General features: G+C 58.6%; 25 protein-coding genes. 24 read left to right on the top strand and 1 reads right to left on the bottom strand.

The window, feature by feature from the left end; translation table 11 throughout:
* Positions 1–210: 210 nt before the first annotated feature.
* Entirely contained in the window at positions 211–864 is a 654-nt protein-coding gene (locus SLH47_RS08240; RefSeq protein ID WP_320238990.1) for a TetR/AcrR family transcriptional regulator, read from the bottom strand.
* Between the two features lie 71 nt (positions 865–935).
* On the opposite strand from SLH47_RS08240, the gene SLH47_RS08235 reads away from it, so the two are divergent.
* The 24 genes from SLH47_RS08235 to SLH47_RS08120 all read left to right on the top strand — a co-directional run bounded on the left by SLH47_RS08235 (position 936) and on the right by SLH47_RS08120 (position 17630).
* Positions 936–1478, top strand: a complete 543-nt coding sequence (locus SLH47_RS08235; protein ID WP_320238989.1) for a hypothetical protein — start codon at positions 936–938, stop codon at positions 1476–1478.
* Positions 1471–1761 (top strand): DUF6958 family protein, encoded by a 291-nt coding sequence (locus SLH47_RS08230; protein WP_320238988.1) that lies wholly within the window; start codon positions 1471–1473, stop codon positions 1759–1761. The genes SLH47_RS08235 and SLH47_RS08230 overlap by 8 nt, the downstream gene beginning before the upstream one ends.
* 125 nt (positions 1762–1886) lie before the next feature.
* Positions 1887–2417 (top strand): NuoB/complex I 20 kDa subunit family protein, encoded by a 531-nt coding sequence (locus tag SLH47_RS08225; RefSeq protein ID WP_181417207.1) that lies wholly within the window; start codon positions 1887–1889, stop codon positions 2415–2417.
* A 24-nt stretch (positions 2418–2441) separates the two neighbouring features.
* Positions 2442–3053 carry an NADH-quinone oxidoreductase subunit C gene (locus tag SLH47_RS08220; RefSeq protein WP_320238987.1) on the top strand — a complete coding sequence of 204 codons (612 nt, stop codon included), beginning with the start codon at positions 2442–2444 and terminating at the stop codon, positions 3051–3053.
* Entirely contained in the window at positions 3053–3475 is a 423-nt protein-coding gene (locus tag SLH47_RS08215) for a GFA family protein (protein WP_320238986.1), read from the top strand. The genes SLH47_RS08220 and SLH47_RS08215 overlap by 1 nt, the downstream gene beginning before the upstream one ends.
* Positions 3472–4428 (top strand): sulfotransferase, encoded by a 957-nt coding sequence (locus SLH47_RS08210; protein ID WP_320238985.1) that lies wholly within the window; start codon positions 3472–3474, stop codon positions 4426–4428. The genes SLH47_RS08215 and SLH47_RS08210 overlap by 4 nt, the downstream gene beginning before the upstream one ends.
* Complete coding sequence (locus tag SLH47_RS08205) at positions 4425–5318, top strand: sulfotransferase (RefSeq protein WP_320238984.1); 894 nt, start codon at positions 4425–4427, stop codon at positions 5316–5318. Before SLH47_RS08210 ends, SLH47_RS08205 begins: the two co-directional genes overlap by 4 nt.
* Before the next feature lie 3 nt (positions 5319–5321).
* The gene (locus SLH47_RS08200; protein ID WP_413785630.1) at positions 5322–6560 is read left to right on the top strand and encodes an NADH-quinone oxidoreductase subunit D; all 1239 of its coding nucleotides are present in this window, start codon (positions 5322–5324) and stop codon (positions 6558–6560) included.
* Positions 6561–6657: 97 nt separating this feature from the next.
* Positions 6658–6855 carry a hypothetical protein gene (locus SLH47_RS08195; RefSeq protein WP_320238983.1) on the top strand — a complete coding sequence of 66 codons (198 nt, stop codon included), beginning with the start codon at positions 6658–6660 and terminating at the stop codon, positions 6853–6855.
* A gap of 23 nt (positions 6856–6878) precedes the next feature.
* Positions 6879–7034 (top strand): hypothetical protein, encoded by a 156-nt coding sequence (locus SLH47_RS08190; RefSeq protein ID WP_320238982.1) that lies wholly within the window; start codon positions 6879–6881, stop codon positions 7032–7034.
* A 40-nt stretch (positions 7035–7074) separates the two neighbouring features.
* Positions 7075–7398 (top strand): hypothetical protein, encoded by a 324-nt coding sequence (locus SLH47_RS08185; RefSeq protein WP_320238981.1) that lies wholly within the window; start codon positions 7075–7077, stop codon positions 7396–7398.
* Between the two features lie 224 nt (positions 7399–7622).
* The gene (gene nuoE / locus SLH47_RS08180; RefSeq protein ID WP_320238980.1) at positions 7623–8690 is read left to right on the top strand and encodes an NADH-quinone oxidoreductase subunit NuoE; all 1068 of its coding nucleotides are present in this window, start codon (positions 7623–7625) and stop codon (positions 8688–8690) included.
* A gap of 251 nt (positions 8691–8941) precedes the next feature.
* Positions 8942–9673, top strand: a complete 732-nt coding sequence (locus tag SLH47_RS08175; RefSeq protein WP_320238979.1) for an NADH:ubiquinone oxidoreductase — start codon at positions 8942–8944, stop codon at positions 9671–9673.
* An 84-nt stretch (positions 9674–9757) separates the two neighbouring features.
* Positions 9758–9988 carry a DUF5337 domain-containing protein gene (locus SLH47_RS08170; protein WP_320238978.1) on the top strand — a complete coding sequence of 77 codons (231 nt, stop codon included), beginning with the start codon at positions 9758–9760 and terminating at the stop codon, positions 9986–9988.
* Positions 9988–11274 (top strand): NADH-quinone oxidoreductase subunit NuoF, encoded by a 1287-nt coding sequence (gene nuoF, locus SLH47_RS08165; RefSeq protein WP_320238977.1) that lies wholly within the window; start codon positions 9988–9990, stop codon positions 11272–11274. The genes SLH47_RS08170 and nuoF overlap by 1 nt, the downstream gene beginning before the upstream one ends.
* Complete coding sequence (locus SLH47_RS08160; protein ID WP_320238976.1) at positions 11274–11681, top strand: hypothetical protein; 408 nt, start codon at positions 11274–11276, stop codon at positions 11679–11681. The genes nuoF and SLH47_RS08160 overlap by 1 nt, the downstream gene beginning before the upstream one ends.
* A gap of 23 nt (positions 11682–11704) precedes the next feature.
* Entirely contained in the window at positions 11705–12109 is a 405-nt protein-coding gene (locus tag SLH47_RS08155) for a hypothetical protein (RefSeq protein WP_320238975.1), read from the top strand.
* A 99-nt stretch (positions 12110–12208) separates the two neighbouring features.
* On the top strand, positions 12209–12658 hold the full coding sequence (locus SLH47_RS08150) for a DUF3291 domain-containing protein (RefSeq protein WP_320238974.1): 450 nt from the start codon (positions 12209–12211) through the stop codon (positions 12656–12658).
* Positions 12655–13125 carry a DUF3291 domain-containing protein gene (locus SLH47_RS08145; RefSeq protein WP_320238973.1) on the top strand — a complete coding sequence of 157 codons (471 nt, stop codon included), beginning with the start codon at positions 12655–12657 and terminating at the stop codon, positions 13123–13125. The genes SLH47_RS08150 and SLH47_RS08145 overlap by 4 nt, the downstream gene beginning before the upstream one ends.
* Before the next feature lie 100 nt (positions 13126–13225).
* Positions 13226–13633: a DUF5333 domain-containing protein gene (locus SLH47_RS08140; RefSeq protein ID WP_320238972.1), complete on the top strand. Its 408-nt coding sequence runs from the start codon at positions 13226–13228 to the stop codon at positions 13631–13633.
* Between the two features lie 140 nt (positions 13634–13773).
* Positions 13774–15789 (top strand): NADH-quinone oxidoreductase subunit NuoG, encoded by a 2016-nt coding sequence (gene nuoG / locus SLH47_RS08135; RefSeq protein ID WP_320238971.1) that lies wholly within the window; start codon positions 13774–13776, stop codon positions 15787–15789.
* Positions 15790–15800: 11 nt separating this feature from the next.
* On the top strand, positions 15801–16841 hold the full coding sequence (gene nuoH / locus SLH47_RS08130; RefSeq protein WP_320238970.1) for an NADH-quinone oxidoreductase subunit NuoH: 1041 nt from the start codon (positions 15801–15803) through the stop codon (positions 16839–16841).
* Positions 16842–16843: 2 nt separating this feature from the next.
* Complete coding sequence (locus SLH47_RS08125; protein ID WP_320238969.1) at positions 16844–17065, top strand: hypothetical protein; 222 nt, start codon at positions 16844–16846, stop codon at positions 17063–17065.
* Between the two features lie 142 nt (positions 17066–17207).
* Positions 17208–17630, top strand: coding sequence for a hypothetical protein (locus SLH47_RS08120; RefSeq protein WP_320238968.1), 423 nt, complete (start codon positions 17208–17210; stop codon positions 17628–17630).
* Positions 17631–17674: the final 44 nt, after the last annotated feature.

Raw genomic sequence — 17674 nt, 5'->3', positions numbered from 1 at the left:
ACCGATTCATGCGCATCGCCCATGGCGCTCTGCTCAGTGATTAAACTTTATTGCGTCGTCTCTTTAGCTAAAATGTGGGCAAAGTTGGGCATATTGTTTCGGGCCAATAGGCAAATGTGACGCGTTGCAATGGGACCACCCTCTGCCGGTTTCTCAGATCGTTTTGGGATAGGTTTCAACCGGGCATCCGCTCACGCAACAATGCGGTCTTCAATCGCCGCGCGGCAGTGATGTGGTAATCCCGTAAGCCGCCCAGAATACCCTTACGCATTCTGTAAGGTGTGCGTCTGCCGCTCCGGGCTTCAACGTTTTTGCCGCGCCGGTGAGCATGGCCTCGCTCGTTGGACCGCCCATGATCAGCCAGTTGAACGTCTCTGCCGCGCGACGCGGTTCTGGTGTGTTCAGCTTGCCTGCTGCATGCCACTTGCTGAATGCGCGTTCGAGCCGATTGATGGAACTGCCGGGTCCCAGTTCGAACACGGCTTTACCAAAATCGGGAAAGCGTGCGGCCTCCGCAATTGCGACCCGCCTGATTTGCATCAGATTCGGGTCATGCGCCGTACGCAGCTGTTGGCGCGCATGGGCCAATAAGAAGGTATAAGGGTCGTCAGCTCGCTGTGGTTCGGCTGTTGCCTTGCGCTGGGCCGCAACCGCATCTGCGATCATTCTTTCGGCCATCTCGAGAAACAGTGCTTCCTTGGTGCCCGCATGCGCATAAAGCGTCTGTTTTGAAACTTTCGCCTGTGCTGCGACCTCATCCATGCGGGTTTCGACAAAGCCTTTACTGAGGAACAGTTCTGTCGCCGCAGCGAGGATTTTTTCGCGGGTACGCCTGACACGCGGAGGAAGTGTTTCGCTGTTCATGACCGGTGAGGTAGCGCATATCCGTTGACAAATCAAACTGGACGGTCAAGTTTGATTTTGAAAGGATTGCTATGAAGCAGATTCGTCTAACATGTCGCTGCGGCAAGGCCGCGATGGTTCTTGCCGGTCCGCCGATTGTGGCGGCGGAATGTCATTGCGCCAGTTGTCAGGACGCAGCCAGAATCATGGAGGCACTGCCAGACGGCGTATCAGAGCGGGCTGAGACTAGCGGCACGCAATTCGTGCTGATGCGCAAGGATCGCGTCCGTTTTGCCGACGGCGCTGAACACCTGCGTCATTTTCGCCTGAAACCGGACAGCAAAACCCGGAGGGTTGTCGCGATCTGTTGTTCGAGCCCGATGTTTCTTGAGTTCTCTGACGGGCATTGGCTGTCGATCTATGCTGCCCGTTGGCCAGAAGATCAGCGACCGCAGATGGATTTACGCACAATGACAAAGGATCGCGAAGAGGGGCCATCGCTGCCGGATGACATTCCCAATCCAAAGTCACACACGGTTGGGTTTATGGTCAGGTTGCTGGTCGCGTGGGCCGCAATGCGGTTCCGGGTGCCGAAGGTGAATGTGGCGGAAGAAAGGATGACGTTTGATGTCTGACGAAACGATGGAAGTGCTCACGGCTGCCGGAAAGCCCTGGCGTGTGAACAAGGCAAAGTTCGAGGCGATGCGCGCCAGCCTTTTGGAAGCGTTGCCAGACGAGGCGCCCGGCATCACGGTGGCCGAAGCGAAGGCGGCCCTGCTTCCCACATTGGACGCGGCGCTTTTTCCCGGCGGCGAGAAGGCCGGGTGGTGGATCAAGGCCGTGCAACTGGATCATGAGGCGCGCGGCCTGATCAAACGCAGCAAGGGCAGTCCCTTGCGGATTTATCGCACCAAGTAACCAATCTGCAGTTTCAGTGAAAAAGGGCGTCCTCTGCGGCGCCGGATCGCGTTGACGGCCTTGAGCCTGGCGTCTACATGGAAAGGAGCCAAAGGCAGCAGCCCTGCCAGATGAAGGGAGCCACCATGGGTGTCATGACCGGAACCGCAGTTGGGGCCGATAAGGAACACGGCGCGCAATTGATCAACAGCGAGTTGCAGGACAAGGGGTTCCTCGTCACATCCACTGCCGACATCATCAATTGGGCGCGGACCGGGTCCTTGCACTGGATGACGTTCGGCCTTGCCTGCTGCGCGGTCGAGATGATGCATACTTCCATGCCGCGTTATGATCTGGAGCGGTTCGGGACGGCCCCCCGCGCATCCCCCCGCCAGTCCGACCTGATGATCGTGGCGGGGACGCTGACAAACAAGATGGCCCCGGCCTTGCGCAAGGTCTACGACCAGATGCCAGAGCCGCGTTATGTGATCTCGATGGGCTCCTGCGCCAATGGCGGCGGCTATTATCACTACAGCTACTCCGTGGTGCGTGGGTGCGACCGGATTGTGCCCGTGGATGTCTATGTGCCGGGCTGCCCGCCCACGGCAGAGGCGCTGCTCTATGGTATCCTGCAATTGCAGCGCAAGATGCGTCGGACGGGGACAATCGTGCGCTAAGCCGCACGCGAGGAAGGAACGAAGATGACCGAAGCCCTGCAAGAACTTGGCACCCATCTGGAACTCAAGCGTACCGATTGCGTGCTGTCGTGGGAGGTCGCACATGATGAGTTGACGGTGAATGTCGCGCCGTCGTCGTTGGTGAGCTTTGTGGAGTTCCTCAAGACCGATCAGAACTGCAAGTTCTCGACGCTGATTGACATCACCGCCGTCGATTATCCCAGCCGGGCGAAGCGGTTTGACGTCGTCTACCATTTCCTGAGCATGTATCAAAACCAGCGTATCCGCCTGCGGGTGCAGATCCGCGAAGAGGATATGCTGCCCTCGATCATCAGCATTCATCCGTCAGCCAATTGGTTCGAACGGGAAGTCTTTGATATGTTCGGCATCCTTTTCAGCGGTCACCCCGATCTGCGACGGATCCTGACCGATTATGGATTCCGGGGGTATCCGCTGCGCAAGGATTTCCCGACCACGGGCTATACCGAGGTTCGCTATGACGAGGTGCAGAAACGGGTTGTCTATGAGCCGGTGAAGCTGGTGCAGGAATATCGGCAGTTTGACTTCATGTCGCCATGGGAAGGTGCGGAGTATATCTTGCCGGGTGATGAGAAGAAGGACGAAAAGGCAGGCTGATGCCTGAGCTGCGCGGCAGATGCATGTGCGGTGCTGTGCAGTTTGCTGCGGACCCGCCCGCGCTGGAGGCAGGTGTTTGCCATTGCGGACAATGCAGCCAATGGACGGGTGGGATGTTTATCAACGTCTATTGCGCGGACACGATCCGCTTTGATGAAGGGGCGCCAGTAGGCTCATACAAGGCGAGCGAATGGGGCGAGCGCCTTTTCTGCCAAAAATGCGGGTCTTCGCTGATCTGGCAGACACAGGATGGCCAACATCAAAGCGCCTCGATCCATTGCTTTGACAACCCGTCTCAGTTCAATCTCACCACCCAGATTTTCATTGACCGCAAGCCGGATTGCTATGCTCTGGCCAATGCCACGGAAAACCTGACTGAGGCAGAGGTCTTCGCGAAGTTTGCGCCTGACGGTGACGTGTGACGCAAGCAGACCTGATTGACGGCATCGACGCCCGGTTCCGCACCGCAGACCGGCTATTGTTCATTATCGGCAGCCAGAAATGCGGCACGAGCTGGTTGCACCGGTACTTTGAAGGCCACCCCCAGGTGTGCCTACCGGCGTGGAAAGAGCACAATTACTGGAACGCTGTGGACGGCCACCCAGTGGACGATTTCTTGAAGTTGCGTCGCAGGCAATTGCAAGGGCCCAACCCGGTGCTGCGCCTTGCCCGCAGAGTGGGGCTGAAACCTTACAAAAGGCCCGCCAAGCTCGCTGCCGTTACTCGCGCCCTTGCTGCACAGCGTAATGCGGGACCACCGCATAGCGTCTATGCGGATTCTATCTTTGAGTTCCGCACGCCGGAAAGCCGCGTGTTTGGCGAAGCCTGTCCGCAATATGCGTTGCTGCACAGCGATACTTACCGTCAGATGGACCGGCTTGGGCCAGTGGTGCGGTTTGTCTTTGTGATGCGCGATCCGGTGGCGCGTATGATTTCTGGCGTTAAACACTCCATGCGGATGGCCGCCAAGCAATCCACCTTTCGGCGGGAAGATGTGGTTGATGCCGTTCTTACCTCGACGCGCGACCCAGGCAGTTGGGGCTATCAGATGACGCGCTATGACGAGATGATCGCGCGGCTTGAGGCGGCCGTCTCGCCAGAGCGGATCGGCTACTACTTCTTTGAGGATCTGTTCGATCAGGCGCAGATTGATCAGCTATGTGATTTCGTTGGGGTCCCGCGCCACACCGCCGACTTTGAAGAAAAGGTCAACTTTGACGGACGGCCCCAACTGACCCTCACCGCAGAGGAACGGGTAGAAGTGGTTGCGACCTTTCGTAATGTCTATGAATCGGTCGTTGATCGGTTTGGTGATCAGGTGCCTGACGCATGGCACAGATCGCTGGAACTGTTGCCTGAGATGGCTGCGTCGTGACATCGCCAACAATCCTGTTTTGCGTTGGCGCGACCAAGGCCGGGACCTCCTGGCTGTATCGCTACCTGCACGACCACCCCGACTGCGCCATGCCAGCCGTGAAAGAGGCGCATTACTGGGACACCTTTGATGCGGACGCGCTCGCCAAGCAGACGACGATGTTCCGCGTTCGTTTGCGTGAAATGCGCGAGATCAAGGCGCATGCGGCCGAAGAAGGGCAGGGTTGGAAGGTCAAGAATCTCGACCGGCGGATCAATGAGATGAAGGCGCTTCTCGCTGTTCTCGAAGGGGACAGGGTAGAGGATGCGGCTTATCGAGGCTGGCTGATGGATCGGGCAGGTAGCCCGAAACTGGTGGCGGATATGACGCCCAATTACGCCACGCTCCCCGATGAGACGCTTGCGCGCATGGTCGCGCTGAGCCCTGATGCCAAGGTCATGTTTCTGATCCGCGACCCGCTGGATCGGCTCTGGTCCCATATCCGCATGCAGGCCCGTCGTCAGCGGCAGGATCATGAAGTCTACGAGAAGAAGGCCAACAACATCCTTTACCGCATGCTCAACCGCAATCAGGAGCGGCATATCCTCAAGCGCGGTGACTATCCGAGCATTATCCGCAAGCTGCGTCGCGTCGTCCCGGACGAGCGGTTGCGCGTGCAATTTGCCGAAGACCTCTTTACAAATGATGGCGTGGCCGCGGCGTGTGCTTTTCTGGGGATTGCGCCTGTGGCCGCAGAGGTTAAAACACCCGTGCATGAGGGCCCGGAGGTCGTCATGCTCGACAAGTTGCGCCCGAGGGCGCTGGGATTGTTGGACGAACACTATGATTGGGTGGCCCGCAATATCGGCCCCCTGCCACAACGCTGGCATGATAACCGCGCAAAGGGCTAGGCCATGATGGACGGCGATATTCGGACAAACACATATGATGACGGCTCGACCGACGCCGCCACCGATGAACAGCAGATCCGAAATTTCAACATCAACTTTGGCCCGCAACACCCTGCTGCGCATGGTGTTTTACGGCTGGTGTTGGAGCTGGACGGTGAGATTGTGGAGCGGTGCGACCCGCATATCGGCCTCTTGCACCGCGGTACCGAAAAGCTGATGGAAAGCCGTACCTATCTGCAGAACCTGCCTTATTTCGACCGGCTCGATTACGTGGCCCCGATGAACCAGGAACATGCCTGGTGTTTGGCGATTGAGCGGCTGACCAAGACAGAGGTACCGCGTCGCGCGTCGCTGATCCGCGTGCTTTATTCCGAGATTGGTCGCGTTCTGAACCACCTCTTGAACGTGACGACTCAGGCGATGGATGTGGGCGCGCTGACACCGCCGCTTTGGGGCTTTGAAGAGCGTGAGAAGCTGATGGTGTTTTATGAGCGTGCCTGTGGCGCCCGCCTGCACGCCGCCTATTTCCGTCCCGGTGGTGTGCATCAGGACCTGCCGGATCAGCTCATCGAAGATATCGATCAATGGGCGGTGGAATTCCCGGCGGTGCTTGACGACATTGACGGGCTCTTGACAGAAAATCGGATTTTCAAGCAGCGCAATTGCGATATCGGGGTGGTGACCGAGGACGAGATCCTCGAATGGGGCTATTCTGGTGTGATGGTGCGCGGATCGGGTCTTGCCTGGGATCTGCGCCGGGCGCAGCCTTATGAATGCTATGACGAGTTCGAATTCCAGGTGCCGGTCGGCAAGAATGGTGACTGCTACGATCGTTACCTGTGCCGGATGGAGGAGATGCGCCAATCGACGCATATCATTCGGCAGGCCTGCGAGAAGCTGCGTGTTGAAAAGGGCGACGTGATGGCGCGGGGCAAGATGACGCCGCCGACACGAGGTGAGATGAAGACCTCAATGGAGGCGCTGATCCATCACTTCAAGCTTTACACCGAAGGGTTCCGCGTGCCGGAGGGTGAGGTTTATGCGGCCGTTGAGGCACCGAAAGGTGAATTTGGCGTCTACCTGGTGGCGGATGGCACGAACCAGCCTTATCGCGCAAAACTGCGCGCGCCGGGTTACCTGCATCTGCAGTCCATGGATCATGTAGCCTCGGGCCATCAATTGGCCGATGTTGCGGCGATCATCGGGACGATGGATGTCGTGTTTGGTGAGATCGACCGCTAAACGCGTCTGATCATTTCATCGCCGATTCCGGTTTTTGGGCATTGCCGCGCTTGGCCGCTTGCCGAAGACTGGACGCGGGCATGAAAGGCATCATCCAATGAGCATTGCAGATTTTCTTTTGGGCTTTCTGGTTGCAGGCGGTTTTTTCGTCTCGGCCGCGATATCACGCCTGTTTAGGCGTACGGCGACGGGGATCATCGTCGGCGGGGTGATGGGGATCGCCTTTTCCGTGGTCATCCTGCGTTATGGTCTGGCGGATCAATTTGATGCATTGATGGCGCCCGTGGGTGAATGATTGATGACAAAGGGTGCCTGTAGATGACGATCACATTTGATCTTTGGATGCTTTTGATCGGGGCCGGGGCGGGGCTCGCGGGCGCCCTGGTCGCACGCGGCAGGAACCGGCTGATCAAGGCGGCGATAGCCGGCGCAGTTGCGGTATTTCTGATTGACCTCGCCCGCGGGCTTTTGTGAACATCGCCACAAATTGGTGGGAACTGGAAGGAAAAGCCCAATGGTCCGTTATGTCGCAGCAATATCGTTGATGGGTCTTGCAGCTTGTGTTGCACCCGTTCCAATCTCTTCGCCAACCCCCTTGCCGACAATTGAGCCAGACCCTGAGCCTGCACCCAATCCACGGTCCGCCAAGGAGCGTTTCGTCGCGGCGGTCGAGGCAAATGGCTGTGTCATGACGGCACAAAATGTGCGCACGATTATGGATCAAGCCACCGTTGGTACGGGTGATCTGGAAAACATCATCGTCACCCTACAGGCCGAAGGTCGCGCCGCGCCTGATGGTGCTAATATTCGGGTGATCACGGATACCTGCGTGGCCTGATGATCCTTGGAGTTGTGCCGGATTTGCTCGTGCTGTCAGGCGCTGCCTTCAATCCATTGGCATTTGGTGTCTTTGCTGGGGCGACCCTTTTGGCAGGTGCACTGGGCGCGCTTTAGCGCGTTGATTTAAGGGCGCGGCCCGTTGTCATCGCAACATCATCGGTGTAGTCCGACAACAAAGCGGAGCACATCCGCATCCCAAAGACCCTGAGCCGAGGTTTTTTCATGCTGCGTCGTCTTCACCCCGAGCAACCTGACAGCTTTGCGTTCACGCCCGACAACCAGAAATGGGCCGAGGCGCAGATGAAGAAGTTCCCGGAGGGACGCCAGGCCTCGGCCATCATCCCGCTTTTGTGGCGCGCGCAGGAACAGGAAGGGTGGCTGAGCCGCCCGGCGATTGAGCATGTGGCAACAATGCTCGATTTGGCCTTTATCCGGGCTTTCGAAGTGGCGTCGTTCTACTTCATGTTCCAGCTGCAGCCGGTTGGTGCGGTGGCCCATATCCAGATCTGTGGGACCCTATCCTGCATGATTTGCGGTGCTGAAGATCTGGTGGGTGTCTGCAAGGACAAGATCGCGGCAAACCCGCATGAGCTGTCTGCTGACGGCAAGTTCTCCTGGGAAGAGGTGGAATGCCTTGGCTCTTGCGCCAATGCGCCAATGGCCCAGATCGGCAAGGATTATTACGAGGATCTGACGGCGGAGCGTCTGGGTGAGATCATCGATGAACTCGCAGCAGGCCGGGTGCCGGTACCCGGACCTCAGAACGGGCGTTTTGCGGCAGAGCCACTCAGCGGGCTGACCAGTTTGAAAGACTACGAAAGCGGCAAGACAAAGTACAATGCCAGTGTGCAAGCGGCTGTGGATATTGGCGACACCGTCAAGCGGATTGACGGGACCGAGGTCCCTTTGTTGACACCATGGATCAACGATGCTGCCGCGACATCGGCAAGGGCTGGCGCGCCTACAGCCGAACCAAAGGCGGCTGCCAAACCGCAGCCTTCGGCAAAGCCGAAGGCTGCGAAGGAGGACGCGGCAACACCAGTCGCCGAAGCCGCCCCTGAAACTCTGTCCGCGCCACGTGAAGGCGGCGCTGATGACCTGAAGAAGATCACCGGTGTCGGGCCAAAGCTCGAAGGCGTGCTGAACGAGCTTGGCTTCTGGCACTTTGATCAGATCGCGAATTGGACAGCGGAAGAAATCGCCTGGGTCGACTCTCGACTGAAATTCAAAGGCCGGATCGAACGCGACAACTGGGTCGCGCAGGCGACCGCCCTCGCCAAGGGCGACTAGTCGACACCTGCACAGCGATTCTGGGTGCTCTCGCATGACGAGACATGCACTGGATTTGCACAGCGAAGGTGCGACTGAAGCGGCAATTTGACTCTTTTTCGGGTGTTAACCGTCAAGGTTGCATAAATAATTTTCGATTTCGGCCTGTTTCGGTTACAGCTTGTAGTCAGCAGGGGCTGAGGCGTTTTGCCGCAGGCCCCGTTCACGATCTGCATGGCCGCTGCCCGGTCACCTGAGGGAGAGAGATTAAGATGAAAGATTCAGCACCAATCAGCCTAGGCATCATCGTGGTGGCGGGCCTCTTCGGCATTATCGCCATGGGCGTGGCCATGGTCCTTTATGATTACCAGATGGCGGGGGGCGCGTTGATCGGCGGGATTGTTGCATTGGTTGCAGCGCTTGTGCTGGCGCTTGGCTGGCGAGAGCCGGCGCCGGGGCCTCTTGGTGTTGCCGCACCGGTCGCCGCACCTGCACCGACAGCCGCCCCAGCGCCTGCCGCCGAACCAACGCCGGTGGCCGAACCTGAGCCCGTGACAACGCCGGAACCGGCGGCGGCGTCAGAACCCGAAATCACCGCTGAGGAAGCACCAAAAGTCATGCCGTCAGCGGCCTTGCCCGGAGAAGCAGAGCTCGACGCCAAGAAGGGTGAATGGAAATACGAGGGTGATGCAGCCCCTGCCGAAGAGGCATCTGCCGCCGCGCAACCTCAATTCCTGACGGCTGCACGGGAAGGTGGACCTGACGATCTGAAGCTGATCAAGGGCGTTGGCAAGAAACTGGAAGAGACGCTGCACGGCATGGGCATCTATCACTTTGACCAGATCGCCGAATGGGGCCCGGCAGAGCAGGCCTGGATGGACGACAACCTCAAAGGGTTCAAAGGCCGTGCGACGCGTGACAATTGGGTTGAACAGGCCAAGACTCTTGCCGCCGGTGGCACCACCGAATTCTCCGACAAGGTGAAAAAGGGCGACGTTTACTAAGTCGCATTTAACACCAATCGCGCGCGTCTTTTTCGCGCGCGATACTTCACGCCTGCTGCGAAACGCATTAGAGGTTTGCGCAAGATGGCGGGACACGGACAGACCAAACAGGCCAAGGCAGGGCAACGCGTCGCGTTGATCTTAGCGGGTACCGGTGCTTTATGGGTGTTGATGAACTTGATCGGCGCCGAATATGGCTGGTCAAACCGGACCCGCGCGTTTTTTGATCTTGCGGCATTGGCCGGTTTCGGATTTGCCCTGTGGCAGACTTACAGGCTGTGGCGCGCGCGCCAGGATGAAAAGGGCGGGAAATAATGCTCAAAGATGAAAACCGAATTTTCACCAACCTTTACGGGATGCATGACCGGACGCTCGCCGGCGCCAAGGCCCGTGGCCATTGGGATGGCACGGCGGAGATCATCAAGAAGGGGCCTGAGTGGATCATCAATGAGATGAAAACCTCTGGCCTGCGCGGGCGCGGCGGGGCGGGTTTTCCGACAGGACTGAAATGGTCCTTCATGCCCAAGGAAAGCGATGGGCGACCTGCCTATCTGGTGGTGAATGCGGACGAATCCGAGCCGGGCACCTGCAAGGACCGCGAGATCATGCGGCATGATCCGCATACGCTGGTCGAAGGCTGTCTGATCGCGAGCTTCGCAATGAATGCGCATGCCTGCTACATCTACATTCGTGGCGAGTATATCCGCGAGAAAGAGGCGCTGCAGGCGGCGATCGATGAGGCTTATGAGGCTGGTCTGGTCGGTAAGAACGCCGCCAAATCCGGTTGGGATTTCGATATCTACCTGACCCACGGCGCGGGTGCCTATATCTGCGGTGAGGAAACGGCGCTGCTCGAAAGCCTTGAGGGCAAGAAGGGCATGCCGCGCATGAAGCCGCCCTTCCCGGCGGGTGCGGGGCTCTATGGGTGTCCGACGACGGTGAACAACGTCGAATCGATTGCCGTCGTGCCCACGATCCTGCGGCGCGGCGGGGAATGGTTCGCGTCCATGGGCCGTCCGAACAATGCGGGCACAAAGCTCTTTGCGATTTCGGGACATGTGAACAACCCCTGTGTGGTTGAAGAAGAGATGTCGATCAGCTTTGAAGAATTGATCGAAAAGCACTGCGGAGGTATCCGCGGCGGCTGGGACAACCTCAAGGCCGTGATTCCGGGTGGGTCGTCTGTGCCCTGCGTGCGTGGCGAACATATGCGCGATGCGATTATGGATTTCGATGCGCTGAAGGAAAAAGGGTCCTCCCTCGGAACGGCGGCGGTCATCGTCATGGATAACTCCACCGACATGATCAAGGCGATCTGGCGGCTCTCCAAGTTCTACAAGCACGAAAGCTGCGGTCAGTGCACCCCTTGCCGCGAAGGCACCGGCTGGATGATGCGCGTTATGGCGCGTCTGGTGAAAGGGGATGCAAGCCCCGAAGAGATTGATATGCTCTTTGACGTGACCAAGCAGGTTGAGGGGCACACGATCTGCGCCCTTGGCGATGCGGCGGCATGGCCCATTCAGGGTCTGATCAAGAACTTCCGGGACGAGATCGAGGACCGGATCAAAGACAAAAGACTTGCGGGGATGGCTGCGGAATGATGGGACGTGGATTGATGATGGGGGCGGCGTTCGCGCTTGCCGCATGTTCAACGGGATCAGGGGCGGCTCGGTCGTTCGAGGACCCGGCGGTGCAGCAGCTCTTCAATATGCCAACGCCGCGCTATTTCGCGACGCTCAAAGTGGCCAATCAGGTCGCACAGAACTGCGCACGCTATCGCTATGACGCGATCCTTGATGCGGAACTGAATGAGCGCCGCAACGAAGTCGGGCGCGGGACCCTGACCGCACGCCCACTGACCGCGCAGATTGAAGCGGAAACGGATGTGACGCAGCGCAGTTTCCAAGGCAAGCATGGTGTCGAGCTCACTGGTGCTGACCTTTGCCCGGCCGCAGACGCGGAAGTGCTGGAGAATTCGGCGCTGAGCGCGTTGCTTGTTCCTGTCTAAGTTCATTGAACAAGGGAACGCTGATGCAGCTGAGAACCGTAGGTGTTGGGGTGTTGAGCGCCCTGGTCATGTCGGGCTGCGCGCCGATGATTTCCCCGAATGACACGCCAATTGCGTTGCGCAATGTTTTCGCCGACTCAGTATTTGCTTTCGAGGCAGAAGCAACTTGCTCAGGATTCTCCGTAAATGAAGAAGCCGTCGACGAACGCTTTGAGGATGTGCTCGTCGAAATGATCGAAGCGGGCTATTCGTCCGTCCAGTTCGAAGCAATGCTGGTCGGTCTCGATGTCGAAACCGATTGGTTTTTCCCCTACCTCATCGCTTTTGAACGCAAACACGATATCGATGCAGAAAATGATGCGCAGTTTTGTAATGTGATGGCGCGCGAGAGGCGCGAGCGCAGTTCAATCGGGCGACTGCTGAACTAGCGCGCTCTGGAAAGGCCAGAAAATCACTGACATTGCCTCAAGATCGCGTTTCGGGGTAGCTCTGAAGCGATGATGGTGAATGGGTCATGAGGGGCTGACATGCATCTGGCGGAACTGAATATCGGGCGCTTGATCGCCCCACCTGACGATCCGCTTGTGGCGGAATTCATGGATAATCTCGACCGGATCAATGGGCTGGCGAAGCGGATGCCGGGCTTTGTGTGGATGATGGAAGGGTCGGGTGAGCCGGGGCGCGGCAATACCGAGACCTGCATCGACGGCGATCCGCGATTTATCGCGAACCTGTCGGTGTGGGAGACGCCCGCGCAGTTGGAGACCTTTGTTTTTGGAACGCTGCACAACACATTCCTCAAGCGTCGTCAGGCGTGGTTTGAGGCGCTGGAGCAGATGCATTTCGTCATGTGGTGGGTCGAGGAAGGGACGGAGCCGACCCTGGATGAGGCGTTGGCGAAGCTTGATCACCGTGCTGCGCATGGTGACAGCCCGGATGCCTTTGGCTGGGACTGGCTGCGCGCCGCAGCGCAATGACCCGGCATCTGGCGGAGTTCAATTTCGGCACGCTCCGCTACCCGTGGGATGATCCGCGCCTTGCGGATTTTCAGAACGGGTTGGATCAGGTCAACGCGATTGGCGCGCGCAGCCCTGGTTTTGTCCGGCGGATGCCTGATGACGAAATGGAGGCTGCGCAAGAAGACCCGAATGGTCCGTTGGCGCATCGGCCGAATACGGCTTCGACGCTGTCGGTCTGGACGGGGCCAGGTCCGCTTTACCGTTTCGCGATGAAGACGCTGCATGCACGGTGCATGGCGCGCAATGATGAATGGTTCGTGCCCGGTGATCGCGGCTACCTCGTCTGCTGGTGGGTGCCCATCGGTTACCGCCCTGACGTGGCCGAGGGGATGGCGCGCTGGCACGAACTGCAGGCGCAGGGTGAGACAGAGAATGTGTTTGGTAGCAATATGTTAGCAAATCTCGCTGCGCGCGAAACCGCCTGAAATAGCCGATAACCCGGCGCTGATATTGAATAGCGCGGGCGCTTGCCCACATCTGTTCGCATGCAAGGCACCGATGCGCCTGCTGTTGAGGAGAGTGAATATGACCAAGTTTCCGGCTTTGGCCCTTGCGGCCCTTGTTGCGATAACTGCGATTGCGGGCAGCCTGTCGGCACAGCCGCCGCTGAAGGACGTTCAACGCGTGCGCGACGGGATTATTCACGTGGGCATGGCCTATGAGATCTCCGAAAAGTGCAGCAGTATTCGTGCGCGGACCTGGCGTGGTATCAACTTCTTGCAATCGCTGAAGAACCACGCCGAAGAGCTTGGCTATTCAGACGCCCAGATTGACGCCTATATCAATGACGACGCCGAGAAAGACCGGCTGGAAGGTATTGCGCGGCGCGAGCTTGCGCGATTGGGCATCGTGGAGGGTGACGAATCCACCTATTGTGCAGTCGGTCGGTCGCAAATTGCTGCAAATACGCGCGTTGGCTGGCTGCTGCGTTAAGCCGCGAGCCAACATGCGAAAATCAGGTTCTTTTTTGTCGATCTGACTGGCATCATGTGTTTCGTCGCGCTAGAACGCGGCAACGCGCGAGCCGCCGCCACCGCGGTGCCCGCGCTCAGGGAACACATAGGGCACCAGCCATGTCTGATTTACGCAAAGTCGTCATTGACGGAACTGAGGTCGAGGTGGACGGGGCCATGACCCTGATCCAGGCTTGCGAGGAAGCGGGCATCGAAATCCCGCGGTTCTGCTATCATGAACGGCTTTCCATTGCAGGCAATTGCCGCATGTGCCTCGTTGAGGTTGTGGGTGGCCCGCCCAAACCCGCCGCCAGTTGCGCGATGCAGGTCCGCGACCTGCGCCCCGGTCCCGAAGGCCAGCCGCCAGTTGTGAAGACCAACTCCCCCATGGTCAAGAAGGCCCGCGAGGGGGTGATGGAGTTTCTGCTGATCAACCACCCGCTCGATTGCCCAATCTGCGATCAGGGCGGTGAATGCGACCTGCAGGATCAGGCCATGGCGTATGGTGTTGATTTCAGCCGCTATCGTGAGCCCAAGCGGGCAGTGGATGATCTAGACCTCGGTCCGCTGGTCGAAACCCACATGACCCGCTGCATTTCCTGCACCCGCTGTGTGCGTTTCACGACCGAGGTCGCGGGTATTCACCAGATGGGTCAGACGGGCCGTGGCGAGGATGCGGAGATCACGAGCTATCTTGGTGAGACGCTGGATTCGAACCTACAGGGCAACATCATTGATTTGTGCCCGGTTGGCGCACTTGTTTCGAAGCCTTACGCTTTCACCGCGCGGCCTTGGGAGCTGACAAAGACCGAGAGCATTGATGTGATGGATGCGCTCGGCTCCAATATCCGGATCGACACCAAGGGCCGCGAGGTCATGCGTTTTCTGCCGCGCAACCATGACGGCGTGAATGAGGAATGGATTTCCGACAAGACCCGCTTTGTCTGGGACGGGTTGCGGCGGCAACGGTTGGACACGCCTTACATCCGTGAGAACGGCAAGCTGCGCAAAGCCAGCTGGCCCGAGGCGCTGAGTGCCGCTGCGGCGGCGATGAAGGGCAAGAAAGTTGCCGGGCTTGTGGGCGATCTGGCCCCGGTCGAAGCCGCCTTTGCGCTGAAGCAATTGGTCGAAGGGCAGGGCGGTAGTGTCGAATGCCGCACTGATGGCGCCAAGCTGCCTGCTAGCAACCGTTCGGCTTACGTCGGCAACGCGACCATCGAGGATGTCGATGACGCGCAGATGATCATGCTGATCGGCACCAACCCACGTGATGAGGCGCCGGTGCTGAACGCCCGCATTCGCAAGGCCTGGCTGAAAGGCGCCAAAATCGCGCGGATCGGTGAGCCTGCCGATCTGACCTATGACGTGGTCGATATCGGAACTGATCGTGCGGCGCTGGAAAACCTCGCGGGCATGGACCATTCCGACAAGCACGGGGTGCCCGGCGTCATGATCGTGGGGCAGGGTGCCCTGAACGAGGCCGATGGGGAAGCGGTGCTGAGCCTGGCCATGAAAGCTGCCGAGGCCGCGCAATCGAAATTCATGGTCCTGCACACCGCCGCTGGCCGCGTTGGTGCGATGGATGTGGGTGCCGCGACCGAAGGTGGCATGGATGCGATCAAGGATGCCGAGGTGATCTACAACCTTGGCGCTGATGAGGTCGAGATCGCGCCGGGCGCATTTGTGATCTATCAGGGCAGCCATGGCGACCGAGGTGCGCACCGCGCCGACATCATCCTGCCGAGTGCAGCCTACACGGAAGAAAACGGGCTTTTCGTCAACACCGAAGGCCGCCCGCAATTGGCCATGCGCGCCAGCTTCCCACCCGGCGAGGCCAAGGAAAACTGGGCGATCCTACGGGCCTTGTCCGCCGAGTTGGGCGAAGCCCTGCCGTTTGATAGCCTCGCGCAACTCCGGCAGGCGCTGATCAAGACACACCCGCATCTGGGCAAGATTGACGAGGTGCCTGACAATGAATGGCAGCCGATCCCCGTCAAAAAGCCAGGCCAAGCGGCATTCCGCAATGCCATCAGTGATTTCTATCTGACAAACCCGATTGCCCGCGCCTCGACCCTGATGGCGGAACTGAGTGCAAATGCAAAGGCGCGTAAAGCTGCCCCACTGGCGGCTGAGTAAGGACGACACGTATGGTTGATTTCTTTTCCAACACCAATACGGGCATCGTCCTGGTCATTCTGTTTCAATGCCTTCTGATCCTGATCCCGCTGCTCGTCGCACTGGCCTTCCTGATGTATGCCGACCGCAAGGTCTGGGCGGCGGTGCAGATGCGGAAAGGCCCGAATGTCGTTGGTGCTTTCGGGCTTTTGCAAAGCTTCGCGGACTTCCTGAAATACATCGTCAAGGAAATCGTCGTACCCGCAGGCGCGGACAAGGCGGTGTTCTTCCTTGCGCCCATGATCGCCTTTGTGCTGGCGGTGATTTCATGGGCCGTGATCCCGTTCAACGAAGGCTGGGTCCTTGCCGATATCAACGTGGCGATCCTTTATATCCTCGCGATTGGGTCGCTTGAGGTCTATGGCGTCATCATGGGGGGATGGGCCTCCAACTCGAAATACCCTTTCCTCGGTTCGCTGCGGTCGGCCGCACAAATGATCTCCTATGAGGTCTCAATCGGCCTGATCATCATTGGTGTGATCATCTCGGCGGGCTCCATGAACTTCGGTGATATCGTCGCTGCACAGGATGGCAGCGGGGGCCTCTTCAGCTGGTTCTGGGTCGCGCATTTCCCGATGCTGTTCCTCTTCTTTGTGAGCGCCTTGGCCGAAACCAACCGTCCGCCATTCGATCTGCCCGAGGCGGAATCAGAACTCGTCGCAGGCTATCAGGTGGAGTATTCATCGACCCCATTCCTGCTGTTCATGATTGGCGAACTCATGGCCGTCGTGCTGATGTGCGCGCTGGTGAGCCTCTTGTTCTTCGGCGGCTGGCTGTCGCCAGTACCATTCCTGCCCGATGGCATCTTCTGGATGGTTCTGAAGATGGCGGCCTGCTTCTTTGTCTTCTCGATGGTGAAGGCGATCACCCCGCGCTACCGCTATGATCAACTGATGCGGATCGGCTGGAAAGTCTTCCTGCCCTTGTCACTGGCCTGGGTCGTCATCGTGTCATTCCTTGCAAAATTCGAAGTGCTCGGCGGGTTCTGGGCGCGCTGGGCTGTAGGAGCTTGAACATGTCTGAGAACAAGATCTGGGAAGCCATTGCACAATCCTCATCGCGTGAGTTGTTCAACTTTGTCATGACGCTTGAGACGCATTTTGCTTTCAAGCGCCTGGGCAAGGAAACGGACGCGGCGACGGATGTGAGCGAGGGCGAATTGGCGCAATTTCTGTTTGAGATTGCGGATGAGCAAGCGACACCCGTCCGCAGCAACGTTGTTGAGGTAAAGTCGTGAGCCACGTCAGCGACAAGCGCAGCTTGAGGTGTTTTCGCCACGATGGAAACGCAGGCGGTGCGTTAGCCGCGCCCCTTGCCAGCGCGACGATGTCGATCCGGACCAAACAACACGTGCTTTGCCCTTGCCAAGTGGTGGCGGCGTGAGGCTGCGCGCTGCCATACTTGCTCTGGCTCTGACCGGTGGCCCGGCCTTTGCGCAAGACAATGATATTCTTGACCGCTGCGCACAGATGGGTCTGGGCCTGCCGCATTGTCCGACAGAGGACTTGCAGCAAGCGTTGGATCGGCTGTCGGCGGGTGACTTCCGCCAGTTCCGTGATTTGGGCATGGAGTCATATGCCATGTTGACGGCGATGCGTCATCTGGCGGTGGCGCTGGAGTGGCGTGAAGGTTACGACGATAATTGCCGCCCGTCATATGAAGTGTATCAGGCGGGCGAGCTCTGGTTTGAATGGGTGCGATTGCCCCAGGGTGTGACCGAAGATGAAACGGCGGATTTTCAGCGCTACGCGCTTATTCTGGATCATTTGAGTGCCGCTTATGTCGGTGGAGACTGCATATGAAGCCGAGAAGTGGTGGCAACTTGCGGATGTTGCGGATTTTGGTA

Source organism: Cognatiyoonia sp. IB215182 (assembly GCF_033963905.1).
Taxonomy (GTDB): domain Bacteria; phylum Pseudomonadota; class Alphaproteobacteria; order Rhodobacterales; family Rhodobacteraceae; genus Yoonia.
Note: the sequence above shows the minus strand (reverse complement) of the source record. Positions and strands in the feature narration are given on the sequence as shown.